21 protein-coding genes are annotated in these 21,987 nt (G+C 64.2%); 16 read left to right on the top strand and 5 right to left on the bottom strand.

Translation table 11 applies throughout. The annotated features are described in order from the left end of the window. Window positions 1-29: 29 nt before the first annotated feature. The 12 genes from ACK6AU_RS25755 (at window position 30) to ACK6AU_RS25810 (ending at window position 12,610) form a co-directional block, all read left to right on the top strand. Window positions 30-920 carry an NAD(+) kinase gene (locus ACK6AU_RS25755; RefSeq protein ID WP_085597474.1) on the top strand — a complete coding sequence of 297 codons (891 nt, stop codon included), beginning with the start codon at window positions 30-32 and terminating at the stop codon, window positions 918-920. Continuing rightward, window positions 917-1,891 carry a metallophosphoesterase gene (locus ACK6AU_RS25760; RefSeq protein ID WP_185701267.1) on the top strand — a complete coding sequence of 325 codons (975 nt, stop codon included), beginning with the start codon at window positions 917-919 and terminating at the stop codon, window positions 1,889-1,891. The genes ACK6AU_RS25755 and ACK6AU_RS25760 overlap by 4 nt, the downstream gene beginning before the upstream one ends. Next, on the top strand, window positions 1,888-2,757 hold the full coding sequence (locus ACK6AU_RS25765) for a rhomboid family intramembrane serine protease (protein ID WP_409302254.1): 870 nt from the start codon (window positions 1,888-1,890) through the stop codon (window positions 2,755-2,757). Before ACK6AU_RS25760 ends, ACK6AU_RS25765 begins: the two co-directional genes overlap by 4 nt. A gap of 15 nt (window positions 2,758-2,772) precedes the next feature. After that, on the top strand, window positions 2,773-3,033 hold the full coding sequence (locus ACK6AU_RS25770) for a YeaC family protein (RefSeq protein ID WP_085597477.1): 261 nt from the start codon (window positions 2,773-2,775) through the stop codon (window positions 3,031-3,033). Then, window positions 3,030-3,860 carry a DUF2797 domain-containing protein gene (locus tag ACK6AU_RS25775; RefSeq protein WP_409302256.1) on the top strand — a complete coding sequence of 277 codons (831 nt, stop codon included), beginning with the start codon at window positions 3,030-3,032 and terminating at the stop codon, window positions 3,858-3,860. Before ACK6AU_RS25770 ends, ACK6AU_RS25775 begins: the two co-directional genes overlap by 4 nt. A gap of 12 nt (window positions 3,861-3,872) precedes the next feature. Continuing rightward, window positions 3,873-6,530, top strand: a complete 2,658-nt coding sequence (gene pepN / locus ACK6AU_RS25780) for an aminopeptidase N (protein ID WP_409302258.1) — start codon at window positions 3,873-3,875, stop codon at window positions 6,528-6,530. Between the two features lie 373 nt (window positions 6,531-6,903). Continuing rightward, window positions 6,904-7,959 carry a WD40/YVTN/BNR-like repeat-containing protein gene (locus ACK6AU_RS25785; RefSeq protein ID WP_409302260.1) on the top strand — a complete coding sequence of 352 codons (1,056 nt, stop codon included), beginning with the start codon at window positions 6,904-6,906 and terminating at the stop codon, window positions 7,957-7,959. Between the two features lie 32 nt (window positions 7,960-7,991). Further along, on the top strand, window positions 7,992-10,367 hold the full coding sequence (locus tag ACK6AU_RS25790) for an efflux RND transporter permease subunit (protein ID WP_409302262.1): 2,376 nt from the start codon (window positions 7,992-7,994) through the stop codon (window positions 10,365-10,367). Window positions 10,368-10,514: 147 nt separating this feature from the next. Beyond that, entirely contained in the window at window positions 10,515-10,808 is a 294-nt protein-coding gene (locus ACK6AU_RS25795; protein ID WP_185701205.1) for a DUF5629 family protein, read from the top strand. Further along, window positions 10,795-11,970: a lactonase family protein gene (locus ACK6AU_RS25800; RefSeq protein ID WP_409302264.1), complete on the top strand. Its 1,176-nt coding sequence runs from the start codon at window positions 10,795-10,797 to the stop codon at window positions 11,968-11,970. The genes ACK6AU_RS25795 and ACK6AU_RS25800 overlap by 14 nt, the downstream gene beginning before the upstream one ends. A 154-nt stretch (window positions 11,971-12,124) precedes the next feature. Continuing rightward, window positions 12,125-12,304, top strand: coding sequence for a hypothetical protein (locus ACK6AU_RS25805; protein WP_185701203.1), 180 nt, complete (start codon window positions 12,125-12,127; stop codon window positions 12,302-12,304). Window positions 12,305-12,484: 180 nt separating this feature from the next. Beyond that, complete coding sequence (locus ACK6AU_RS25810; protein ID WP_260498087.1) at window positions 12,485-12,610, top strand: hypothetical protein; 126 nt, start codon at window positions 12,485-12,487, stop codon at window positions 12,608-12,610. Window positions 12,611-12,759: 149 nt separating this feature from the next. Here the strand turns inward: ACK6AU_RS25810 and ACK6AU_RS25815 are convergent, their stop codons facing one another. Then, entirely contained in the window at window positions 12,760-13,449 is a 690-nt protein-coding gene (locus tag ACK6AU_RS25815) for an aspartate/glutamate racemase family protein (RefSeq protein WP_409302267.1), read from the bottom strand. A 76-nt stretch (window positions 13,450-13,525) separates the two neighbouring features. On the opposite strand from ACK6AU_RS25815, the gene ACK6AU_RS25820 reads away from it, so the two are divergent. Further along, complete coding sequence (locus tag ACK6AU_RS25820; RefSeq protein WP_409302269.1) at window positions 13,526-14,299, top strand: helix-turn-helix domain-containing protein; 774 nt, start codon at window positions 13,526-13,528, stop codon at window positions 14,297-14,299. Window positions 14,300-14,302: 3 nt separating this feature from the next. Here ACK6AU_RS25820 and ACK6AU_RS25825 read toward each other — a convergent pair whose 3' ends face one another. Both ACK6AU_RS25825 and ccoN read right to left on the bottom strand, forming a co-directional pair. Beyond that, entirely contained in the window at window positions 14,303-14,521 is a 219-nt protein-coding gene (locus tag ACK6AU_RS25825; protein ID WP_185701200.1) for a cbb3-type cytochrome c oxidase subunit 3, read from the bottom strand. Window positions 14,522-14,578: 57 nt separating this feature from the next. After that, the gene (ccoN, locus tag ACK6AU_RS25830; RefSeq protein WP_053130401.1) at window positions 14,579-16,006 is read right to left on the bottom strand and encodes a cytochrome-c oxidase, cbb3-type subunit I; all 1,428 of its coding nucleotides are present in this window, start codon (window positions 16,004-16,006) and stop codon (window positions 14,579-14,581) included. Window positions 16,007-16,280: 274 nt separating this feature from the next. Here ccoN and ACK6AU_RS25835 point away from each other — a divergent pair, with 274 nt between their 5' ends. From ACK6AU_RS25835 to ACK6AU_RS25845, 3 genes are all read left to right on the top strand, one after another. Beyond that, window positions 16,281-17,954, top strand: a complete 1,674-nt coding sequence (locus ACK6AU_RS25835) for a nitrite/sulfite reductase (protein ID WP_409302271.1) — start codon at window positions 16,281-16,283, stop codon at window positions 17,952-17,954. Then, window positions 17,951-18,445 (top strand): DUF934 domain-containing protein, encoded by a 495-nt coding sequence (locus tag ACK6AU_RS25840; RefSeq protein ID WP_185702160.1) that lies wholly within the window; start codon window positions 17,951-17,953, stop codon window positions 18,443-18,445. Before ACK6AU_RS25835 ends, ACK6AU_RS25840 begins: the two co-directional genes overlap by 4 nt. A 118-nt stretch (window positions 18,446-18,563) precedes the next feature. Continuing rightward, entirely contained in the window at window positions 18,564-19,235 is a 672-nt protein-coding gene (locus ACK6AU_RS25845) for a DUF3313 domain-containing protein (protein WP_409302274.1), read from the top strand. A 39-nt stretch (window positions 19,236-19,274) separates the two neighbouring features. On the opposite strand, the gene ACK6AU_RS25850 is transcribed toward ACK6AU_RS25845, so the two are convergent. Continuing rightward, on the bottom strand, window positions 19,275-20,249 hold the full coding sequence (locus tag ACK6AU_RS25850) for a DUF3829 domain-containing protein (protein ID WP_409302276.1): 975 nt from the start codon (window positions 20,247-20,249) through the stop codon (window positions 19,275-19,277). Then, a complete protein-coding gene (locus ACK6AU_RS25855; RefSeq protein ID WP_409302278.1) occupies window positions 20,246-21,883 on the bottom strand; it encodes a molecular chaperone DnaJ in 1,638 nt (545 codons plus the stop codon). The genes ACK6AU_RS25850 and ACK6AU_RS25855 overlap by 4 nt, the downstream gene beginning before the upstream one ends. Window positions 21,884-21,987 lie beyond the last annotated feature (104 nt).

Here is a 21,987-nt window from a genome sequence, read left to right on the forward strand (position 1 = left end):
GGTTTCGCCCGAACCCCCGCAGGAGCCCCATGGAGCAATTTCGCAATATCGGCATTATCGGTCGCCTGGGCAGTTCCCAGGTGCTGGACACAGTTCGCCGACTGAAAAAGTTTCTGCTCGAACGCCACCTGCACGTGATCCTCGAGGACACCATCGCCGAAGTCCTCCCAGGCCACGGCCTGCAGACCTCCTCGCGCAAGCTCTTGGGCGAGGTCTGCGACATGGTCATCGTGGTCGGTGGCGACGGCAGCCTGCTGGGCGCCGCCCGGGCCCTGGCGCGGCACAATATCCCGGTGCTGGGGATCAACCGCGGCAGCCTGGGCTTTCTCACCGATATCCGTCCCGACGAACTGGAGATCAAGGTCGCCGAGGTGCTGGACGGCCATTACCTGGTGGAGAACCGTTTCCTGCTGCAGGCCGAGGTGCGCCGGCATGCCGAGGCCATCGGCCAGGGCGATGCCTTGAACGACGTGGTGCTGCACCCGGGCAAGTCGACCCGGATGATCGAGTTCGAAATCTACATCGACGGCCAGTTCGTCTGCAGCCAGAAGGCCGACGGCCTGATCGTCGCCACTCCCACCGGCTCCACGGCCTATGCCCTGTCCGCCGGTGGCCCGATCATGCATCCCAAGCTCGATGCCATTGTGATCGTGCCGATGTACCCCCATACCTTGTCCGGACGGCCGATCGTGGTCGATGGCAACAGTGAGCTGAAAATCGTCGTGTCCAAAGATATGCAGATCTATCCGCAGGTTTCCTGCGACGGGCAGAACCACTTCACCTGCGCACCGGGCGATACCATCACGGTCAGCAAGAAGGCCCAGAAGCTGCGCCTGATCCATCCGCTGGACCACAACTACTACGAGGTCTGCCGGACCAAGCTCGGCTGGGGCAGCCGCCTGGGTGGTGGAGGCGACTGATGCTCGATCCCGCGCGTAGCTACGACCTGGTCGGTGACGTGCACGGTTGTGCCCTGACCCTCGAACACCTGCTGGACCGGCTCGGTTACCACAAGCAGGGCGGCGTTTGGCGGCACCCGTCACGCATGGCGGTGTTCCTTGGCGACATCATCGATCGCGGCCCGCGGATTCGCGAGGCTTTGCACATCGTCCACGACATGGTCGAGGCCGGCCAGGCGTTGTGCATCATGGGCAACCACGAGTTCAACGCCCTGGGCTGGAGCACCCCGGCGGCCGAGGGCAGCGGCAAGCAGTTCGTGCGCGAACACACCCCGCGCCATGCCCGGCTGATCCACGAGACCCTGGTCCAGTTCGAACAGCACCCCGGCGACTGGCACGACTTCCTTGAGTGGTTCTACCGGATGCCGTTGTTCGTCGACGCCGGGCGCTTCCGCGTGGTGCACGCCTGCTGGGATTCGACGCTGATCGCCCAGCTACGCCAGCGCTACCCGGACGGCTGCATCGATCGCGACTTCCTGCAAGCCTCGGCGCTGCCTGACAGCTTCGCCAGCCATGCTTTCGACCGCCTGCTGCGGGGCACCGACATGCGCCTGCCCCATGGCCTGACCATGACCAGCGGCGATGGCCTGACCCGTTCGTTCTTCCGCACCAAGTTCTGGGAAGACGATCCGCAGACCTATGGCGACATCGTCTTCCAGCCCGATGCCTTGCCCGAGCCGGTGGCTCGCACGCCGTTGTCCCGGGACGAGAAGAACAGCCTGCTGCGCTACGGGATCGAGGAGCCGCTGCTGTTCGTCGGCCACTACTGGCGCAGCGGTACGCCGGCGCCGATCCGGCCCAACCTGGCTTGCCTGGATTACAGCGCGGTGCTCTACGGCAAGCTCGCCGCCTATCGCCTGGACCAGGAAACGCGCCTGGACCCGAACAAGTTCGTCTGGGTCGACGTCGAGCGGCCCGAGGTAAGGCGATGAGTGCTGTAGCGATTTTGCGCCTGCCCCTGGGCACCGACCTCAGCGGTTTCGTCAAACTCTTGCAACGCATGCAGGTGCCTCATCGGGTCAGCGAGGAAGCCGGGGAGCAGGTGCTGTGGGTGCCCGAGTCCCTCCGCGAGGACGTGCTGGACCTGTACCAGCGCTTCCCAAAGGGCGATCCCGAGCAACAGCTGGACATTCCCCAGGCCACTGCCTCCGAGGGGCCTGGCCTGGTCCAGCAGCTGTGGCGCAGCCCGGTGACGGCCCTGGTACTGGTCCTGAGCCTGGTGGTCTGCGGCATCACGTTGCTGGGGGACAACCTGCAAGTGCTGAGCTGGTTTACCTTCCTCGATTTTCGCGTAGCCGGCGACTACCTGCAGTTCCGCCCCCTGGCCGACGGCCTGGCGGCAGGGCAGTGGTGGCGGCTGGTGACGCCGATGCTGATCCACTTCGGCATCCTGCACATCGCCATGAACGGCATGTGGTACTGGGAGCTGGGGCGGCGCATCGAGTGGCGCCAGGGCAGCATCAACCTGCTGGGCCTGACCCTGTTGTTCAGCCTGGTTTCCAATTACGCGCAATATCATTTCAGCGGCCCCAGCCTGTTCGGTGGTTTGTCCGGGGTGCTTTACGGCCTGCTGGGGCATTGCTGGATCTATCAATGGCTGTCGCCCAACCCCATTTATCGCCTGCCCCGTGGTGTGCTGGTGATGATGCTGGTGTGGTTGCTGCTGTGCCTGTCCGGGCTGGTCTCGATGATCGGCTTCGGTGAAATCGCCAATGCCGCCCATGTCGGCGGGTTGCTCGTCGGGTGCCTCACCGGTTTGTTGGGCGGCTTGTACAGCCGCCGTAAACTGGCCCTCTAATTCCTGGAGTCCTGTATGTCGTCCTTTGTCGAAATGATCGAAAACATCACCCCCGATATCTATCGCAGCCTGAAGCTGGCGGTGGAGATCGGCAAATGGTCCGATGGCCGCAAGCTCACCCCCGAGCAGCGTGAGCTGTCGCTGCAGGCCATGATCGCCTGGGAAATGCACAACCTGCCCGAGGAAGAGCGCACCGGCTACATGGGCCCGCAGGAGTGCTCGTCCAAGGCCGAGGCCGTGCCGAACATCCTGTTCAAGTCGGATGCCATCCATTGATCGAGATCGGCCGCGGCTCCATCCGTAAAATGTCGACCCGTCTGGACGGGCCGAACGTGCAATATGCCTTCCGCCTGGGCGACAGCGAAGTGCCGGTCAATCCCTTGATCGGCAGCAAGCTGCGCCTGGAATACCTGGGGGCAATCCACTGCACCCATTGCGGGCGCAAGACCAAGACCAGCTTCAGCCAGGGCTACTGCTATCCGTGCATGACCAAGCTGGCCCAGTGCGATGCCTGCATCATGAGCCCGGAGCGTTGCCACTACGACGCCGGCACTTGCCGCGAGCCGTCCTGGGGCGAGCAGTTCTGCATGACCGACCACGTGGTCTACCTGGCCAACTCCTCGGGGATCAAGGTCGGCATCACCCGGGCCACCCAGTTGCCCACCCGCTGGCTCGACCAGGGCGCCAGCCGGGCGCTGCCGATCAGGCGCGTGGCCACCCGCCAGCAGTCCGGTTTCGTCGAGGATCTGTTCCGCACCCAGGTGGCCGACAAGACCAACTGGCGGGCCTTGCTCAAGGGCGACGCCCAGGCGGTGGACCTGGTCCAGGTGCGCGAGCAGCTGTTCGCATCCTGCGCCGAGGGTTTGCTGGCCTTGCAGCAGCGTTTCGGTTTGCAGGCGATCCAGCCGGTGCACGATATCGAGCCCCTGGAAATCCGCTATCCGGTCGAGCAGTACCCGGCCAAGATCGTCAGCTTCAACCTGGACAAGAATCCGATCGCCGAAGGCACCCTGCTGGGGATCAAGGGCCAGTACCTGATCTTCGACACCGGCGTGATCAACATTCGCAAGTACACGGCCTACCAGCTGGCCGTGCATCAGTAGAAGGAATTCGCCATGCGCACCGAACAGCCGAAGATGATCTACCTGAAGGACTATCAGGCCCCCGAGTACCTGATCGACGAGACCCACCTGACCTTCGAGTTGTTCGAGGATCACAGCCTGGTCCACGCGCAACTGGTGATGCGCCGCAACCCGGCCCGTGGCGCCGGGCTGCCGCCCCTGGTGCTCGACGGCCAGCAACTGGAGCTGCTGTCGGTGAGCCTGGCCGACCAGCCCCTGGGTGCGGCCGACTACCAGCTGGACGACAGCCACCTGACCCTGCATCCGACCAGCGCCAGCTTCACCGTGGATACCAGCGTGCGGATCCACCCCGAAAGCAATACCGCCCTGGAAGGCCTGTACAAGTCCAGCGGCATGTTCTGCACCCAGTGCGAGGCCGAGGGGTTTCGCAAGATCACCTATTACCTGGACCGCCCGGACGTGATGAGCAAGTTCACCACCACCGTGGTGGCCGAGCAGCACCGCTACCCGGTGCTGCTGTCCAACGGCAACCCGATCGCCAGCGGCCCGGGCGAAGACGGCCGGCATTGGGCGACCTGGGAAGACCCGTTCATGAAGCCGGCCTACCTGTTCGCCCTGGTGGCGGGGGACCTGTGGTGCGTCGAGGACAGTTTTTGCACCATGAGCGGCCGCGACGTGGCGCTGCGCATCTATGTCGAGCCGGAGAATATCGACAAGTGCCAGCACGCCATGACCAGCCTGAAGAAGTCCATGCGCTGGGACGAGCAGACCTATGGCCGGGAATATGACCTGGACATCTTCATGATCGTCGCGGTCAACGACTTCAACATGGGCGCCATGGAAAACAAGGGCCTGAACATCTTCAACTCCAGCGCCGTGCTGGCTCGCGCCGAAACCGCCACCGACGCGGCCCACCAGCGGGTCGAGGCCATCGTCGCCCACGAGTATTTCCACAACTGGTCGGGCAACCGGGTGACCTGCCGCGACTGGTTCCAGCTGTCGCTCAAGGAAGGTTTCACGGTATTCCGCGACGCCGGGTTCTCCTCGGACATGAACTCGCGCACGGTCAAGCGCATCCAGGACGTGGCCTACCTGCGTACCCACCAGTTCGCCGAGGACGCCGGGCCCATGGCCCATGCCGTGCGCCCGGAGAGCTTCATCGAGATCTCCAACTTCTACACCCTGACCGTGTACGAGAAGGGCTCGGAAGTAGTGGGCATGATCCACACGCTGCTGGGCGCCGAGGGCTTCCGCAAGGGCAGCGACCTGTACTTTGCGCGCCACGACGGCCAGGCCGTGACTTGCGACGACTTCGTCAAGGCCATGGAAGATGCCAACGGCATCGACCTGACCCAGTTCAAGCGCTGGTACAGCCAGGCCGGCACCCCACGACTGGCAGTCAGCGAGGCCTATGACGCAGCCGCTAGGACCTACAGCCTGACCTTCCGCCAGAGCTGCCCGCAGACGCCGGACAAGGTCGACAAGCTGCCGTTCGTGATCCCCGTGGCACTGGGCCTGTTGGACGCCGCGGGCAACGACCTGGCGCTGCGCCTGGTCGGCGAAGACGCCGCCGTTGGCACAAGCCGTGTGCTGTCGGTGACCGAGGCCGAGCAGACCTTCACCTTCGTCGACGTCGCCCAGCGTCCGCTGCCGTCGCTGCTGCGTGGTTTCTCGGCGCCGGTGAAGCTGAACTTCCCCTACGATCGTGACCAGCTCATGTTCCTCATGCAGCATGACAGCGATGGTTTCAACCGTTGGGAGGCCGGCCAGCAACTGGCGGTGCAGGTACTGCAGGAACTGATCGCCCAGCACCAACAGGGCCAGGCCCTGGCCATGGATCAGCGACTGGTGACCGCCCTGGGTAGCGTGCTGGCCGACGAAAGCCTGGACCAGGCCATGGTCGCCGAGATGCTGTCGTTGCCGGGCGAGGCCTACCTCACCGAGATCAGCGAGGTAGCGGACGTTGAGGCCATCCACGTGGCCCGCGAGTTCGCCCGCAAGCAACTGGCCGAGCAGTTGTTCGCTGCCTTGTTCAGGCGCTACCAGGCCAATCGCGAGCAGTCCCGGGCCACCGCCTATGTGGCCGAGTCCGAGCACTTCGCCCGCCGCGCGCTGCAGAACATTGCCTTGTCCTACCTGATGCTGGCCGGCAAGCCGGAGGTCCTGGCGGCCGCCATCGAGCAATTCGACAGTGCCGACAACATGACCGAGCGCCTGACCGCGCTGGCGGTGCTGGTCAATTCGCCGTTCGAGGCCGAGAAGGCCCAGGCCCTGGCGGTGTTCGCCGAAAACTTCAAGGGCAATGCACTGGTCATGGACCAGTGGTTCAGCGTCCAGGCGGCCAGCCCGTTGCCCGGCGGCCTGGAGCGGGTCAAGGCGTTGATGCAGCATCCGGCGTTCAACATCAAGAACCCGAACAAGGTACGGGCGCTGATCGGGGCCTTTGCCGGCCAGAACCTGATCAACTTCCATGCCGCCGACGGTTCGGGCTACCGCTTCCTGGCGGACCTGGTGATCCAGCTCAACAGCCTCAACCCGCAGATCGCCTCCCGCCAGCTGGCGCCGCTGACTCGCTGGCGCAAGTACGACAGCGCCCGGCAAGCGTTGATGAAGGCCGAGCTGGAGCGCATTCGTGCCTCGGGCGAGCTGTCCAGCGACGTGTTCGAAGTGGTCAGCAAGAGCCTGGCCTGACCTGCCCCTGGGCACGGCAACCCTGTCGTGCCTTCGCGCCCGGTGCTGCCCAGGCAGCGCCGGGCTTTTTGTTTGCGCACTCCCTCTCTTAAGTCCCGGCGAGCTGTCGGCAGGCTGCGATGAGCGCTGCCTGGGTATCGATCACTTCGACGAATGCCCGAATATTCAGGCCCGGCGCTGGGGGCTGCGATTAACAAAAGATAACGTGGCGTCGATTGTCAGACGTTTCCAAAGCCCGATAGGATAGCCCGCAGCCAAAGGGGCTCTAGCTTGCAGGTTTCAGGACGATCGGCTGGATCGGACGAACACCCGCCAGACCCTGCAGGTGCCCTGAGAGGTTGAACGACCTGACAATAATAATGGGGAGAGGTCCATGAGTGAGCCTGTCATGGGTGTGGTTGCTGGCCGCCCGCCGGCGTTGCGTAGGGTCGCATCGTTGGCCGCAGCGCTCTTGCTGTTGAGTGTCGCGACACTGCCGGCACCGGTCCTGGCCGCTGCCAGCGCTGCGGATACGGTTGTCTATTCCATCGAATCGCCCAAGGCGGCGAAGAACCTGATGCTCGATGTGGTCCACGCCGGCAAGCGCCTGGTGGCGGTGGGCGATCGTGGGCACATTCTCTATTCCGATGACCAGGGCGCAAGCTGGGTCCAGGCCAAGGTGCCCAGTCGCCAACTGCTGACCGCGGTGTATTTCGTCGACGAGCAACATGGCTGGGCCGTGGGCCATGATGCGCAGATCCTCGCCAGCCAGGATGGTGGTGCCACCTGGACCCGGCAGTTCCAGGACCTCAAGCGCGAGGCACCGCTATTGGACGTATGGTTCAAGGACGCCCGGACCGGTTATGCGGTGGGGGCCTATGGCGCTTTCCTGGAAACCACCGATGGCGGCCAGCACTGGGAAGACGCCAGCGAGCGCCTGGACAACGAAGACCAGCTCCACCTCAACGCCATTGCCCAGGTCGGGGGCTCGGGGCTGTTCATCGTCGGTGAGCAGGGCAGCATGTTCCGCTCCGCCGATGAGGGGCAGACCTGGGAGCGCCTCGAGGGCCCTTACGAGGGCTCGCTGTTCGGTGTGATCGGCACCGGCCAGCCGGCGACCCTGCTGGTCTACGGCCTGCGCGGCAACCTCTACCGCTCCACGGATTTCGGTGGCACCTGGGAACAGGTGCGGCTCGAAGCCACGCGCGGCGCCCTGGAATTCGGCTTGTCTGGCGCCACGCTGCTCGACGACGGCTCGCTGGTGATAGTCGGCCATGGCGGTAGCGTGATCCGCAGTACCGACCAGGGCCAGAGCTTCAGCGTATTCAACCGTCCGGACCGCATTTCCCTGTCATCGGTGAGTGCGGCCGGCAACGGCAACCTGATCCTGGCCGGGCAGGGCGGCGTTCGCGTCGCGGCGGCAACGGGCGCTGAACCCGGCAGTAAATAGGCCGGGCACATAATAAGAAGGTGGGGAATTCCATGAGCAGTCATCACCAGGACAAGGCGAACTTTCTAGAACGCCTGATTTTCAACAACCGCCCGGCAGTCATTTTCATCTGCTTGCTGGTCAGCGTCTTCCTGTTCTGGCAGGCAACCCTGATCCGACCCTCCACCAGCTTCGAAAAGATGATTCCGCTCAAGCACCCGTTCATCGAGCGGATGATGGAGCACCGCAATGACCTGGCCAACCTGGGCAACACCGTACGGATCTCGGTGGAGGCCAGGGACGGCGATATCTTTACCCAGCAATACATGGAGACCCTCAGGCAGATCAACGACGAGGTGTTCTACATCCCGGGCGTCGACCGCTCCGGGCTCAAGTCCCTGTGGAGTCCCAGCGTGCGCTGGACCGAGGTCACCGAGGAAGGTTTCGCCGGCGGCGAGGTGATCCCCCAGAGCTACAACGGCTCCGCCGCGAGCCTCGACAAGCTGCGCAACAACGTGCTCAAGTCCGGCCAGGTGGGGCGCCTGGTAGCCAACGATTTCAAGTCCAGCATCGTCGATATCCCACTGCTGGAGTCCTATCCGGACCCGCAGGACCAGGGCAAGCTGCTGGCCCTGGACTACCAGAAGTTCTCCCACCAGCTGGAAGAGAAGATCCGCGACAAGTTCGAGGCGCAGAACCCCAATGTGAAGATCCACATCGTCGGTTTCGCCAAGAAGGTCGGCGACCTGATCGACGGCCTGATCATGGTGGTGCTGTTCTTCGGCGTGGCCTTCGTCATTACCCTGGTGCTGTTGTACTGGTTCACCTGGTGCATCCGCAGCACCATCGCGGTGCTGATCACCACCCTGGTGGCGGTGGTCTGGCAACTGGGGCTGATGCATGCCATCGGTTTCGGCCTGGACCCGTACTCGATGCTGGTGCCGTTCCTGATCTTCGCCATCGGCATTTCCCACGGGGTGCAGAAGATCAACGGCATCGCCTTGCAATCCAGTGATGCCGACAACGCCCTGACCGCGGCGCGGCGCACGTTCCGCCAGCTGTTCCTGCCGGGCATGATCGCGATCCTGGCCGATGCCGTGGGTTTCATCACGCTGCTGATCATCGATATCGGGGTGATCCGCGAACTGGCCATCGGCGCCTCCATCGGCGTGGCGGTGATCGTGTTCACCAACCTGATCCTGCTGCCGGTGGCGATTTCCTATGTCGGCATCAGTCAGCGCGCCGTGGAGCGCAGCAAGAAGGACGCTTCTCGCGAGCATCCGTTCTGGCGCCTGCTGTCCAACTTTGCCAGCCCCAAGGTCGCTCCCGTGTCCATTGCCCTGGCCCTGGTGGCCTTCGGTGGCGGTCTCTGGTACAGCCAGAACCTGAAGATCGGCGACCTCGACCAGGGCGCGCCGGAGCTGCGTCCGGATTCGCGCTACAACAAGGACAACAACTTCATCATCAGCAACTATTCCACCAGCTCCGACGTGCTGGTGGTGATGGTCAAGACCGCCGCCGAGGGCTGCTCGCGCTACGAAGCCATGGCGCCGATCGACGAGCTGATGTGGAAGATGCAGAACACCGAGGGCGTGCAGTCGGCGATTTCCCTGGTGACCGTGTCCAAGCAGATGATCAAGGGCATGAACGAGGGCAACCTGAAATGGGAAACCCTGTCGCGCAACCCCGATGTGCTGAACAACTCCATCGCCCGCGCCGACGGCCTGTACAACAACAACTGCTCCCTGGCCCCGGTGCTGGTGTTCCTCAACGACCACAAGGCCCAGACCCTCAATCGCGCTGTGCATGCGGTGCAGGAGTTCGCCAAGGAAAACAACAAGGATGGCCTGGAGTTCATCCTGGCCGCGGGTAACGCGGGGATCGAGGCGGCCACCAACGAGGTGATCAAGACCTCGGAGCTGACTATCCTGATCCTGGTGTACATCTGCGTGGCGGCCATGTGCATGATCACCTTCCGTTCCTGGGCGGCGACCCTGTGCATCGTCCTGCCGCTGGTGTTGACTTCGGTACTGGGGAACGCGCTGATGGCCTTCATGGGCATCGGGGTCAAGGTGGCGACCCTGCCGGTGGTGGCGCTGGGCGTGGGCATCGGTGTCGACTACGGCATCTACATCTACAGCCGCCTGGAAAGCTTCCTGCGGGCCGGGTTGTCGTTGCAGGAGGCCTACTACCAGACCCTGCGGTCCACCGGCAAGGCGGTGTTGTTCACCGGCCTGTGCCTGGCCATCGGCGTGTGCACCTGGATCTTCTCGGCCATCAAGTTCCAGGCCGACATGGGCCTGATGCTGACCTTCATGCTGCTGTGGAACATGTTCGGCGCGCTGTGGCTGCTGCCAGCCCTGGCCCGCTTCCTGATCCACCCCGAGAAGCTGGCGGGGCAGAAGGGCAGCTCGCTGTTCGCCCACTGAGCGACGGCGGTCTAGCAGAGCCGCAACCCCATGAGGTTGCGGCTTTTTCATGGGCGCGTGATCCGGCTTCGAGGAGGCGCAATACTGGCCCGACCGCCCTGCGCCAATCGGCTATCATTGCGCCTTTCCAACTGATGACTGATCGCTATGACCGCTGCTACCGACACCTTGCTCAACGCTCTCCAGGCCTGCGACATGCTGGAGATCGATGGCCTGCACGCCTTCGACTTCACCCTCGATGACCAGCAATTGCTGATCGAGTGCATGGATGGCCGCGCCGCCAAGCGCTGGAGCTTCACCTTGGCCCAGGTGCAGGCCGCGAACTTCGACCAGGCCTTGCAGAGCTGGGTCGTGGAGGGCGACAGCGGCGAGCACCGCCTGGTGTGCATGAGCGCGTTCAGTGCCCGTGACGAAGAGGAAGATGACCATGAAGATGCGTAATTTCTGGCCGCTGCTGATCGCTGGCAGTGTCGGTGCCATGGCGGTGCAGGCCGCGCCGGTGGAGACCCAGGAACTGCTGGTGGGCTCCTACACCCAGGGCCAGAGCCAGGGGCTGTACCGCCTGCGCTTCAACGAGCGTACCGGGCAGATCGATCCCAAGCCGCTGCAGGTGGTCAAGAGCTCCAACCCGTCCTGGCTGACCCTGTCCAAGGACCTGAAGTTCGTTTTCGCGGTGAACGAGAACAGCCCGGGCCAGGCCGACCCCATCGGCCGGGTCAGCAGCTACAGCCTGGCCCCCAAGACCCATCAGCTGAGCCTGATCAACCAGGTGCAGAGCCAGGGCAACGAGCCGACCCATTCCAGCCTGAGCGCCGATGGCAGCTACCTGTTCGTCAGCAACTACTCGGTGGACGTGGACCCGGGCGGTAGCCTGGCGGTGGTTCCGGTCAGCGCCGACGGCCATCTGTCGCCAGTGGTGCAGTTGAGCAGCCACCCGGCCAGCCGGGTCGATCCCGAGCGCCAGCAGTCGGCCCACGTGCACTCGTCGGTGTCCTCGCCGGATGGCAAGTTCCTGTTCGCCAGCGACCTGGGGGCGGACAAGATATTTGTCTACCGCTACGACCCCAAGGCCAATCCGGAGCACCCGCTGAGCGCCGCCGATCCGGCCTTCGTCCAGTTGCCGCCGGGCAGTGGCCCGCGCCATTTGCTGTTCAGCGCCGATGGCAAGCATGCCTACCTGACCCTGGAGATGAGCGCCCAGGTGGCGGTGTTCGACTACCAGGACGGCAAGCTGACCCAGCGCCAGATCCTCGACCTGGCGGCCAACGCCGGCAAGGAGAAGAAGGCCGCCGGAGCCCTGCATGCCTCCAAGGACGGCCAGTACCTGTACGTGAGCAACCGTGGCACCGCCAACCAGCTGCTGGTGTTCGCCATCGACCCGGCCAACGGCCAGCTCAAGGAAATCCAGCGCCGTTCGGTGGAAGGCGATCATCCACGGGAATTCAGCCTCGATCCGAGCAACCGTTATGTGCTGATCGGCAACCAGAAGAGCAACCAGATCGTGGTGATCGAGCGTGACGCCAAGACCGGTTTCCTGGGCAAGACCGTGCAAAAAATGCCGTTCGATGCCCCTAGCGATATCAAGTTCCTGGTGCGTCAATGAGCCGCAGGTCCCGGCATCCGGGGCCTGAGCGCTTCTATTAATGACACTGATATCGGCTACTGGTGCAAAGCATTTTTTCCCGCCAACCCTCGAGAGTAAGTTTGCTCCACGGCCCACACGGGCAAGTCAGCCAACCGAATACGAGGGTTACCCCATGAACTTCAATCTCTTCTCCGTGATCGCCGCCTCGGCCATTTCCGCCAGCGTGGCCCTGCCTGCCGGCGCCAACGTGGAAATCAGCCAGAAGAAATCCGCCACCCACACCTACACCGAGAAATACCTGCAACAAAGCGCCAACTTCTATGCCGCGCTGGATCACAAGGCCCATAGCTGAGCCTGACTCGTCATATCCAAGTATGCAGGAGCGACATCACTGGCGCAGTGATGTCGCTCCTGCATGACCTGTTTGCGACCAGGCGCACAGGACGGCGAATTTTGCTTGGTAGTGTCATATCGCCATGTGTTTAAATTTGGCGCTGAATTATTGACTCTTTCCCGAGCAAGGATCGATAGCATGGTGATGCGTCTGACTGTGGTTCTGCTGTTGCTCTATTCCAGCCCCATCCTGTCTTCCGCGCAACCGGTGGAAGGCGAACCCGAAACCTCCCGCGAACGCCTGACCAGCCTGTTGCAAGACTGAGGCTGGCGGCGCTCATCAGCGGCCTGGCCCGGCGCCAGTGCCCGCTGGGTAGTCGCGCGCTTCCGGCGGCCGCTGCCGACCTGGCGAGGCGGCGAGCGGTTGCCCGGCAGCCGTAGCTCCACGATCCGCCTGCCGCGCCATGCTCCCCGTCAAGCCAGGGCGAATGCCACCGCCGCCTGGGCGTGCAGCTCAGTGGTATCCAGCAGGGGCAGGGGGCTGTGCTCCGGCTTGAGCAGCAGGCCGATTTCGGTGCAGCCGAGGATCACCGCCTGGGCCCCCCGGGCCTGCAGCGACTGGATGACCTGCTGGTACTGTCTGCGCGATGGTTCGCGGATCACTCCCATGCACAACTCTTCATAGATGATCCGGTGCACGGCCAGGCGCTGCTCGGCATCCGGCACCAGCACTTGCAGGCCCTGGTCGGCCAGGCGCTGCTTGAGGAAGTCCTGCTCCATGGTGAAGGCCGTGCCCAGCAGGCCGACCTTCAGGGTGCCGGCGGCCAGCGCCGCCTGGGCGGTGGGGTCGGTAATGTGCAGGAAAGGCAGGTTCGTCGCCGCCTGGATCGGGGCGGCCACCTTGTGCATGGTGTTGGTGCACAGCACCAGGCAGTCGGCGCCGCCGGCCTCCAGGCGCCGGGCGGCGTCCACCAAGATCGCCGCTGCCGCGTCCCAGTCTCCGGCGTGCTGGGCCCGTTCGACAGGCCCGAAGTCGACGCTGTACATTAGCAGCCGCGCTGAACGCAGGGCGCCCAGGCGGTCGCGGACCTGCTGGTTGATCAGGCGATAGTATTCGGCGCTGGACTCCCAGCTCATGCCGCCGATCAGGCCGATGGTGCGCATCTGCTACTCCTTGGGTCGTGTTGGATGCGGCTCAGTCTGGCTTGCTCAAGGGCAGCGATCTATCAGGAAATTTCACATGCCCCAGGTGCTTGAACATCGCTTGCTGGACGGCCAGCTGGTCCTGCAGCTGCTGCCGGCTGCGGCCTATAGCGCCCGTGACCCGGTGCAATGGCAGACCCTGGGCGTGGCCCTGGAGCGCCAGTGCGGAGTGCATGCGATCGGCTCCGACCGGCGTGAGGATTTCGACACCTGGCCCGGAACCCTGGCCCTGACGCCCAAGGGTATCGAAGTGTTTTCCGAGTCCGCCGAAGGGGGTGAGTACCTGCTGGCCCGTTGGCAGGGGCCGCTTTGGTCGGAGGCCGTCGAGCGGCGCCTGCAGAGCCCCGGACATGCCCGCGCCTTGGCCTTGGGGCGCGAGGCCCGACGGTTGTTGTTAATGCCGCAGCCCGACGAACTGGCCTTGGAGCAGTGCGCCCTGGCCTTTGTCGGCTTGCCCTGGCAGCCCACCACCAAGCCGCCGGTGGCCGATCTGCGCCGGGTACTGCAGCGAATGGCCGATGAGTACGCCCACCCCTTGTCCCTGGCGCAACTGGCCGTCACCTATGGGCATAACGAGTTGCGCCTGCTGCGGGACTTCAGCCGTGGGGTGGGCATGACGCCCCATGCCTGGCTCACCGAGATCCGCCTGCAAGCGGCCCGGCGCTTGCTGGAACACAGCGACCTGCCGTTGGCAGCCATTGCCCAGGACTGCGGTTTTGCCCATCAATCGCACCTGGGCAGTGCCTTGCGCAAGGGCCTTGGGTTGACGCCACGCCAGTACCGTTTGCGGTTCCAGCAGCGCGAGCCGTGACGGCTACATCTGCAGGTTGATCCAGCCCGGCTTGGCTTCCTCCGGAGCCACGGCGTCGATCTTCTTGCCGGTGGCGGCCTCCACCCGGCGCGCCACTTCCGGATCGTCGGCGAAGGGAATCAGGCTGGCCTCGTCCAGGCTCTTGGCGCTCTGGTGGCGCAGGCAGTACTCGATGCAGAGGTAGAGAAACGCCACCCCCAGCAGGTTGAACAGAATGTCCATGACGGTCTTGCTCCCTGGAATGACAACGCCGGCCCGAGGCCGGCGTCTGGAGGCGGATCAGGCGATCCGGGCGTCGCTCAGCGCCAGCCGGGAATCAGCCACGCGCACGGTACGCCAGGTGTTGTAGGCCATCAGCAGCATGCCGCTGAGGAAGAACACGCCGCCGGCGAAGCGCACCACGAAGCCCGGATGACTGGCCACCAGGCCCTCGACGAAGGAATAGGTGAGGGTGCCGTCTTCGTTGACCGCGCGCCACATCAGGCCCTGGGTAATGCCGTTGACCCACATCGAGGCGATGTAGAGCACGGTGCCGATAGTGGCCAGCCAGAAGTGCAGGTTGATCAGTGGCACGCTGTGCATCTGCTCGCGACCGAAGACCTTGGGCACCATATGGTAGATGGCGCCGAAGGTGATCATGGCTACCCAGCCCAGGGCGCCGGCGTGTACGTGGCCGATGGTCCAGTCGGTGTAGTGGGAGAGGGCGTTGACGGTCTTGATCGCCATCATCGGGCCTTCGAAGGTCGACATGCCGTAGAACGCCAGCGACAGCACCAAAAAGCGCAGGATCGGGTCGGTACGCAGCTTATGCCAGGCGCCCGAGAGGGTCATCATGCCGTTGATCATGCCGCCCCAGCTGGGAGCCAGGAGGATCAGCGACATGGCCATGCCCAGCGATTGCGCCCAGTCCGGCAGCGCGGTGTAGTGCAGGTGGTGCGGACCGGCCCAGATATACAGGGTGATCAGCGCCCAGAAGTGCACGATCGACAGGCGATAGGAGTAGACCGGGCGGCCCACTTGCTTGGGCACGAAGTAATACATCATCCCCAGGAAGCCCGTGGTCAGGAAGAAGCCCACGGCGTTGTGGCCGTACCACCATTGGACCATGGCATCGGTGGCCCCGGAATACACCGGGTAGGACTTGAACCAGTCCACCGGGATCGACAGGTGGTTGACCACGTGGAGCATGGCGATCACCAGGATGAAGGCGCCGAAGAACCAGTTGCCGACATAGATGTGCTGGCTCTTGCGCTGGACCACGGTGGTGAAGAACACGATGCCGTAGACCACCCAGACCACCGCCATCCACACCGCGCCGGCGAATTCGATCTCGGCGTATTCCTTGGTGGTGGTGTAGCCCAGGGGCAGGGTGACCAGCATGATCACGATCACTGATTGCCAGCCCCAGAAGGTGAAGGCGGCCAGCGTGTCGGAGTACAGCCGTACCTGGCAGGTACGCTGCACCGCGTAGTAGCTGGCGGCGAACTGCGCGCTGCCGGCGAAACCGAAGATCACCAGGCTGGTGTGCAGCGGCCGCAGGCGGCCGAAGGTGGTCCACGGCAGGTCGAGGTTCATGTCCGGCCACACCAGCTGCGAGGCAATCCATACCCCCATGGCCATGCCGATCACGCCCCATACCACGGTTGCGACGACGAATTGGCGAACCACCTTGTAGTTGTAGGCCTGTTCGAGTGTTGCTGAGTTCATGGTCAATGCTTCCACGGTTGCAGAGTCTTGCCAGGCCACCCGGTCTGGCACGGGGTGCACTGTAGGAACCACGGGCAAAACAAAACAGGCTCAGAAAAACAGCAATAATACGGATCAGATTTCACTCAAGGCAGCCTGGATATCACAGCTGCTGATATGGTTTTTTAGTTTTTACCTGGATCTGTAACGATCTGCGCCGCAAGCGCATAGTCGCCGCCTCACCCCCACGCGCCGTTTAGAGCACGACCAGCACCGATGAGGACGAGGTAGGCACATGTATCAGTACGACGACTATGACCGGGCCCTGGTCTTTGAGCGGGTGGCGCAGTTTCGCGACCAGGTGGAGCGCTTCATGGAGGGCCAGCTGAGCGAGGAGGAGTTCCTGCCCCTGCGCCTGCAGAACGGCCTGTATCTGCAACGGCACGCCTACATGCTGCGGGTGGCGATCCCCTATGGCACCCTCAGCGCGCGGCAGATGCGCACCCTGGCCGGCATCGCCCGGGACTACGACCGTGGCTACGGGCACTTCACCACCCGCCAGAACCTGCAGTTCAACTGGATAGAACTGGCCCGGGTGCCGGACATTCTCGAGCGCCTGGCCGCGGTGGAAATGCACGCCATCCAGACTTCGGGCAACTGCGTGCGCAACATCACCACCGAGGCCTTCGCCGGGGTGGCCGCCGACGAGTTGCTGGACCCGCGCCCGCTGGCGGAAATCCTGCGCCAATGGTCGACCATCAACCCGGAGTTCCTGTTCCTGCCGCGCAAGTTCAAGATCGCCATCTGTTCGGCGGAGCAGGATCGCGCGGCGATCATGATGCATGACATCGGCCTGTACCTGTATCGCGCCGCCGACGACCAGATGCTGCTGCGGGTGATGGTCGGCGGCGGCCTGGGCCGCACCCCGATCCTCGGCCAGCAGATCCGCGAGGGCTTGCCCTGGCAGCACCTGTTGTCCTACGTCGAGGCGATCCTGCGGGTCTACAACCGTCATGGCCGGCGGGACAACAAGTACAAGGCGCGGATCAAGATCCTGGTCAAGGCCCTGGGTATCGAGGCGTTCGCCCGTGAAGTGGAGGCGGAGTGGCAGCACCTCAGGGACGGTCCGGCGCAGCTGACCGAGGACGAATACCTGCGGGTCGCCAGCGCCTTCGTGCCGCCGATCTACGAACACCTGGGGGACACCGACCTGGAATACGGCAGTCGCCTGGCGGAGGACGCAGGGTTCGCCCGCTGGGTGGCCCACAACGTGCAGCCGCACAAGGTCCCGGGCTATGCCAGCGTGGTGCTGTCGACCAAGCCGGGGTTGGCCGCGCCACCGGGGGATGTCACCGGATTGCAGATGGAGGCGGTGGCCGAATGGTCCGAGCGCTTCGGCTTCGGCGAGATCCGCATCGCCCATGAGCAGAACATCGTCCTGCCGGATATACCCAAGTCGCAGCTGTACGAGCTCTGGCAACTGGCCTGCGACAAGGGCCTGGGTACCCCCAACGCCGGCCTGCTGACCGACATCATCGCCTGTCCGGGCGGCGACTTCTGTGCCCTGGCCAACGCTCGCTCGATTCCCATCGCCCAGGCCATCCAGCAGCGTTTCGATGACCTGGACTATGTGCATGATCTGGGGGACATCAGCCTGAACATCTCCGGCTGCATGAATGCCTGCGGTCATCACCACATCGGCAATATCGGCATCCTCGGTGTCGACAAGAACGGCCAGGAGTGGTTCCAGGTCACCCTCGGCGGCGCCCAGGGCAAGGACAGCGCCCTGGGCAAGGTGATCGGCCCGTCGTTCAGCGCTGGGGAAATACCCCTGGTGATCGAGCGCATCATCGGCACCTTCGTGCGCTATCGCCAGAGCGACGAGCCGTTCCTCGCTACCTTGCAGCGCATCGGCCTGGAGCCGTTCAAGGAAAGGGTCTATCCCAAGGCACAGGAGCTCTGGGCATGAACAACCTGTTGAGCTTGCAGGATGGCGAGGCGCGCCTGGTGGAGGACGATCCCTGGAGCCTGGTGCGCAGTGTCGACGATCCCTTGCCCGAAGGGCCGCTGATCCTGCCGCTGGCTCGTTGGCTGATGCGCCGCATCGAGCATCATCCGGCCCGGGACGGTGTCTGGCTCGGCCCGGACGACGAGGTGGAGAGCCTCAAGCCCTGGCTCAAGTTGATCCCCGTGGTGGCGGTGGACTTTCCCAGCTTTCGCGATGGACGGGGCTACAGCCAGGCCTACCTGCTGCGTACCCGCCTGGGTTGGATGGGCGAACTGCGGGCCGTGGGCGATGTGCTGCGCGACCAGTTGAGCCACATGCGCCAATGCGGTTTCGACAGCTTCGCCGTGCGCGCGGACAAATGCGCCCTGGATGCGCTCAAGGGCCTGGCGGGCATGAGCGTGCTCTACGGGCGTTCGGTGATCGAGCCGCGCCCGCTGTTTCGCCGGCGCTAGGAGGTGTTCGTGGCGTCGTCGGCCGGCGGTTCGAGGGTGGCGGCGCAAGTGCAGGCTTTTGGCTATACCTGTAGTTCCCCTAGCCAGTCCCTGGCTGCTTCACCTACAGGAGTTCTCCATGAAGCTTGCACTGACCCTCAGCACGCTGTGCCTCGCCACTCTCGCCATGGTGGGGTGTTCCAGCAACGAGACCCGGCCCGAGGACTACTCCGGGTTTCTAAGCGACTACAGCCTGCTCAAGCCGGCCAAGTCGCCTTCCGGGGTGCAGGTCATGCGCTGGATCGACCCCAAGCTCAAGCTGGACCAGTATCGCAGTGTGTACATCGAGCCCACCCAGTTCCATCCTCAGCCGCAACCGACGGTGAAGATTCCCCAATCCACCCTGGCGGGCATTACTCGCTACTACGATGAAGCGCTCAAGCGCGAGCTGGGCAAATCCATGCCTTTGGCAACCGGCCCCGGACCGGGTGTGGTGGTGGTACGGGCGGCGATCACTGCGGTGAGCAGCAAGACCGAAGGGCTCAAGCCCTATGAAATCATCCCGGTGGCCCTGGTGGCGGCTGCGGTGAGCACCGCCAGTGGCATCCGCGACCAGGAGACCACCCTGGGCACCGAGGCAGCCTTCCTCGACGGCGGTGATGGCCGGGTGATCGCCGAAGTGGTGCGCAAGGGCACTGGCAAGCCGTTGGCGAACGATACCCAGGTGATGCAGGCCAGCGATGTGCAGAACGTCATCGACAGCTGGGCTTCGGACCTGCATCAGTCCTATGTACAACTGAAGAACAAATGAGCTGCGCTGGGCTGCCCCGGCCTGGCCTGGGCAGCGCTTTCAATAACGGCTACGCGCCAGTTGGTTGTAGTGATAGAGCATCTGGTCGTAGCCCTGGGTCACGGCGTGGAAGTCCTCGCCCAGGCGTTGCGGCTCGGCATGCTGCAGCCAGTCCCGGTGCAGGGTATCCAGGGCTTGCAGGTAATGCTGGCTGGGGGCGGCGATCAGTTGCCAGAGGTACAGGGCTTCGCGGGTTTGCGGGTCCTGGATGCTGCCGATGAACTGTTGCCGGGCCTCCCAGGCCTGGCGCAGTTGCTGGGTGGCCTGGCTCAACTGCGCCGGGGTCAGGGTGCGCTGGCGGAGACCGTCGTCGAGCAGGTCCATGGTGCTTCTGGCCTGGATCATGTAGTTGAGCAAAGCCCAGTGGACGTTACGGCCCAGGCGCTGCTCCAGGCGTTGCAACTGCTGGGGGCGATGCTCGACATCCTGTGGCTGAAGCAGCTGGCGGACAGCATTCGAGGCTTGCAGATAGTCCGGGGCCTGGATCTCCAGTTGCCGTACCAGTTCATCGAGCTGTGCCTCATCCAGCGTTCGACCCAGGCCCAGGCGGTGCATGTATGCGTCCTTGGTCAGGGCGACGAAACGCGCGAGCACTTGCTGGTAGCGTTCGGTGGCGGCCAACAGGGGGTTGTCGGGGTCGAGGCTGCGCAGCTTGGCGCCGATGTCGCCACTGCAGGAACTGCGATAGGCCAGGTCGATGTCCTGGCCGCCCTGGCTGCGCAGGTCATAGGCTCCTGGGGCTGCCGAGCGTGGCTTGCCCTCGGCCAGGTAGGCCTGGTGCGCTACGCGCCAGGGTACATCCACCTGGTTCATGCAATCGATAATTGGACTCAGGGCGTTGGCCTGGGCGGTATAGGGGCTGTCCCGGTGATCGAGCCAGAGGCCGATTTGTCCCAGTTGCTTGCCGGAGCCGGCCAGCCCGAACAGGGTCAATCCCAGGCCCAGGCCGATCGGAAATAGCCAATTGGGATTCATGGCGTGCCCTCCCGGCCGTACCACTGGGCGCGGGTGGTTGGCGCGGCGCAGTCCGGGGCGTTGGCCGGCATCCGTGCGCACAGGCGTTCGCTCCATTGTTGCAGGCCCTGGTTGGCGGTGACCGTGCCGTAGTCGCCCACCAGCTTGATCGCCACCAGGGCGGTGGCCAGCAGCACGCAGCCCAGCCCGCCCAGCAGGCGTCGTTGCCAGGGGGCGAGCTGGCGCCAGGAAATACCGTGCTTGAACTCGATATTGCGCGCCAGGGCGACGCTCGGCAGCACCGTCAGGTAAACCACCGTACTGATCGGGCCGCAAACGTAGCCCAGGACCGGGCCGAGCATGGCCACCGGCAGCAGGTCCCGCAGGGGCAGCAAGCGTTGGCCGGGATTCAGCCAGCCTGGCAGGTGGCTGCCAAGGCGATGGTCACGGGCCCACAGGCGATGGGCCAGGGGTTGCCAGAGCCAATGCAGGAGTGCCGTGGAGGCAGCGAAACAGGCACTCCAGAACAGCGTGACCCCGATGATCTCTCCCAGGCTGTTGCCTTGCGGGGCGTAGCGGGCCACGGCTCCAGCCAGGCAGGCGCTGAACAGCGCCAGGTACATTGGCCAGGAATTGAACGCGAATTCCCAGTCGCGCCAGAAAAACGGGGTGCCACCCGGCATCTCGGCCGCCACCTGCGGGTAATAGGCATGCAAGTGCGAGCTGAGCTTGCGGCATGCGGCCCAGTCGTCTTCGGCAAGGCGCCGGGCGAAGGCTCGGCGGCGGTGCAGGCTGATGGGCGCCAATAACAGGTAGGCCGCTCGTTGCTCCGGCGAGTCCGGTGGTTGGCTGGCCAGGGCTCGTTGGTCGGCGATGAACGCCAGGCCTTCCTCGCGCGCCAGCAGGCGGTTCCATTCGTGTTCGGGGCAGAGGTTGTCTTTCCCGCGCTGCCAGCCTTGGCCGAGGCACACGATCTGGAACAGCGTGCTGGACCAATAAGGGCTGTCCGCGAGCATTTGTGCCAGGCACTGGTTGAACCAGTGGCGTTGGTCCAGCTCATCCAGCCAACCGTGGGTGGTGCGGTTGGCATAGCTGTGGAGGAAGGCTTCGTCGTCCTGTCGGTTCAGGGCGCTGCGCAGGGATTGCTCCAGGGCTTGGCGGCATTGGCGCAGCAGGGCGTCGGTGAGGTACTCCGGCAGGTCCAGGTGTTGCCAGGCGCTCAGCCAGCGGAAGGTGGCGAAGCCCCAGGCCAGCAACTGCGAAGACTGTTCCGGACGCTCCACGCAGTGGCGTAGCAGGCCCAGCTCGAACGCCAGTGCGCAACCGCTGGCGATCGCCTGTTCGTGGCGTTGGTCCAGTTGCTCGATACGAATGCCTTCCAGCAGGGGCGCGACCCGTTGCGCCGGAGTCAGTGGCACGGCGGGTTCTGCTGTCGCCAGGTTGTCGGGCAGCTCATCGGCTGCGCCGATATCGGGCTCCTGTTCTTCATCCAGCCACTGCGCCTGCTCCATGGCTTGCTCGTAGGCATCGCGCAGGCGCTGGAAAGCCTCCGGGTCTTCGTCCGGGCGGGTCTGTTTCAGCAGCTTGGCGTAATGGCGCTTGATCGTACGGGTGTCAGAGGTGGCCGGCAGGCCGAGCAGGATCCAGCAACTCATTGGGCGGTACGACTCCGTTTGAACCGCGGCGGGCTCGTTAGTGGCGTGATGATACTACGGTCCATGACGGATTCACGAGCAAAACCCAAGGGATGGGGGAGGCA

Origin of the sequence: Pseudomonas sp. KCJK8993, assembly GCF_046230915.1 — a bacterium.
Lineage (GTDB): Bacteria > Pseudomonadota > Gammaproteobacteria > Pseudomonadales > Pseudomonadaceae > Aquipseudomonas > Aquipseudomonas piscis.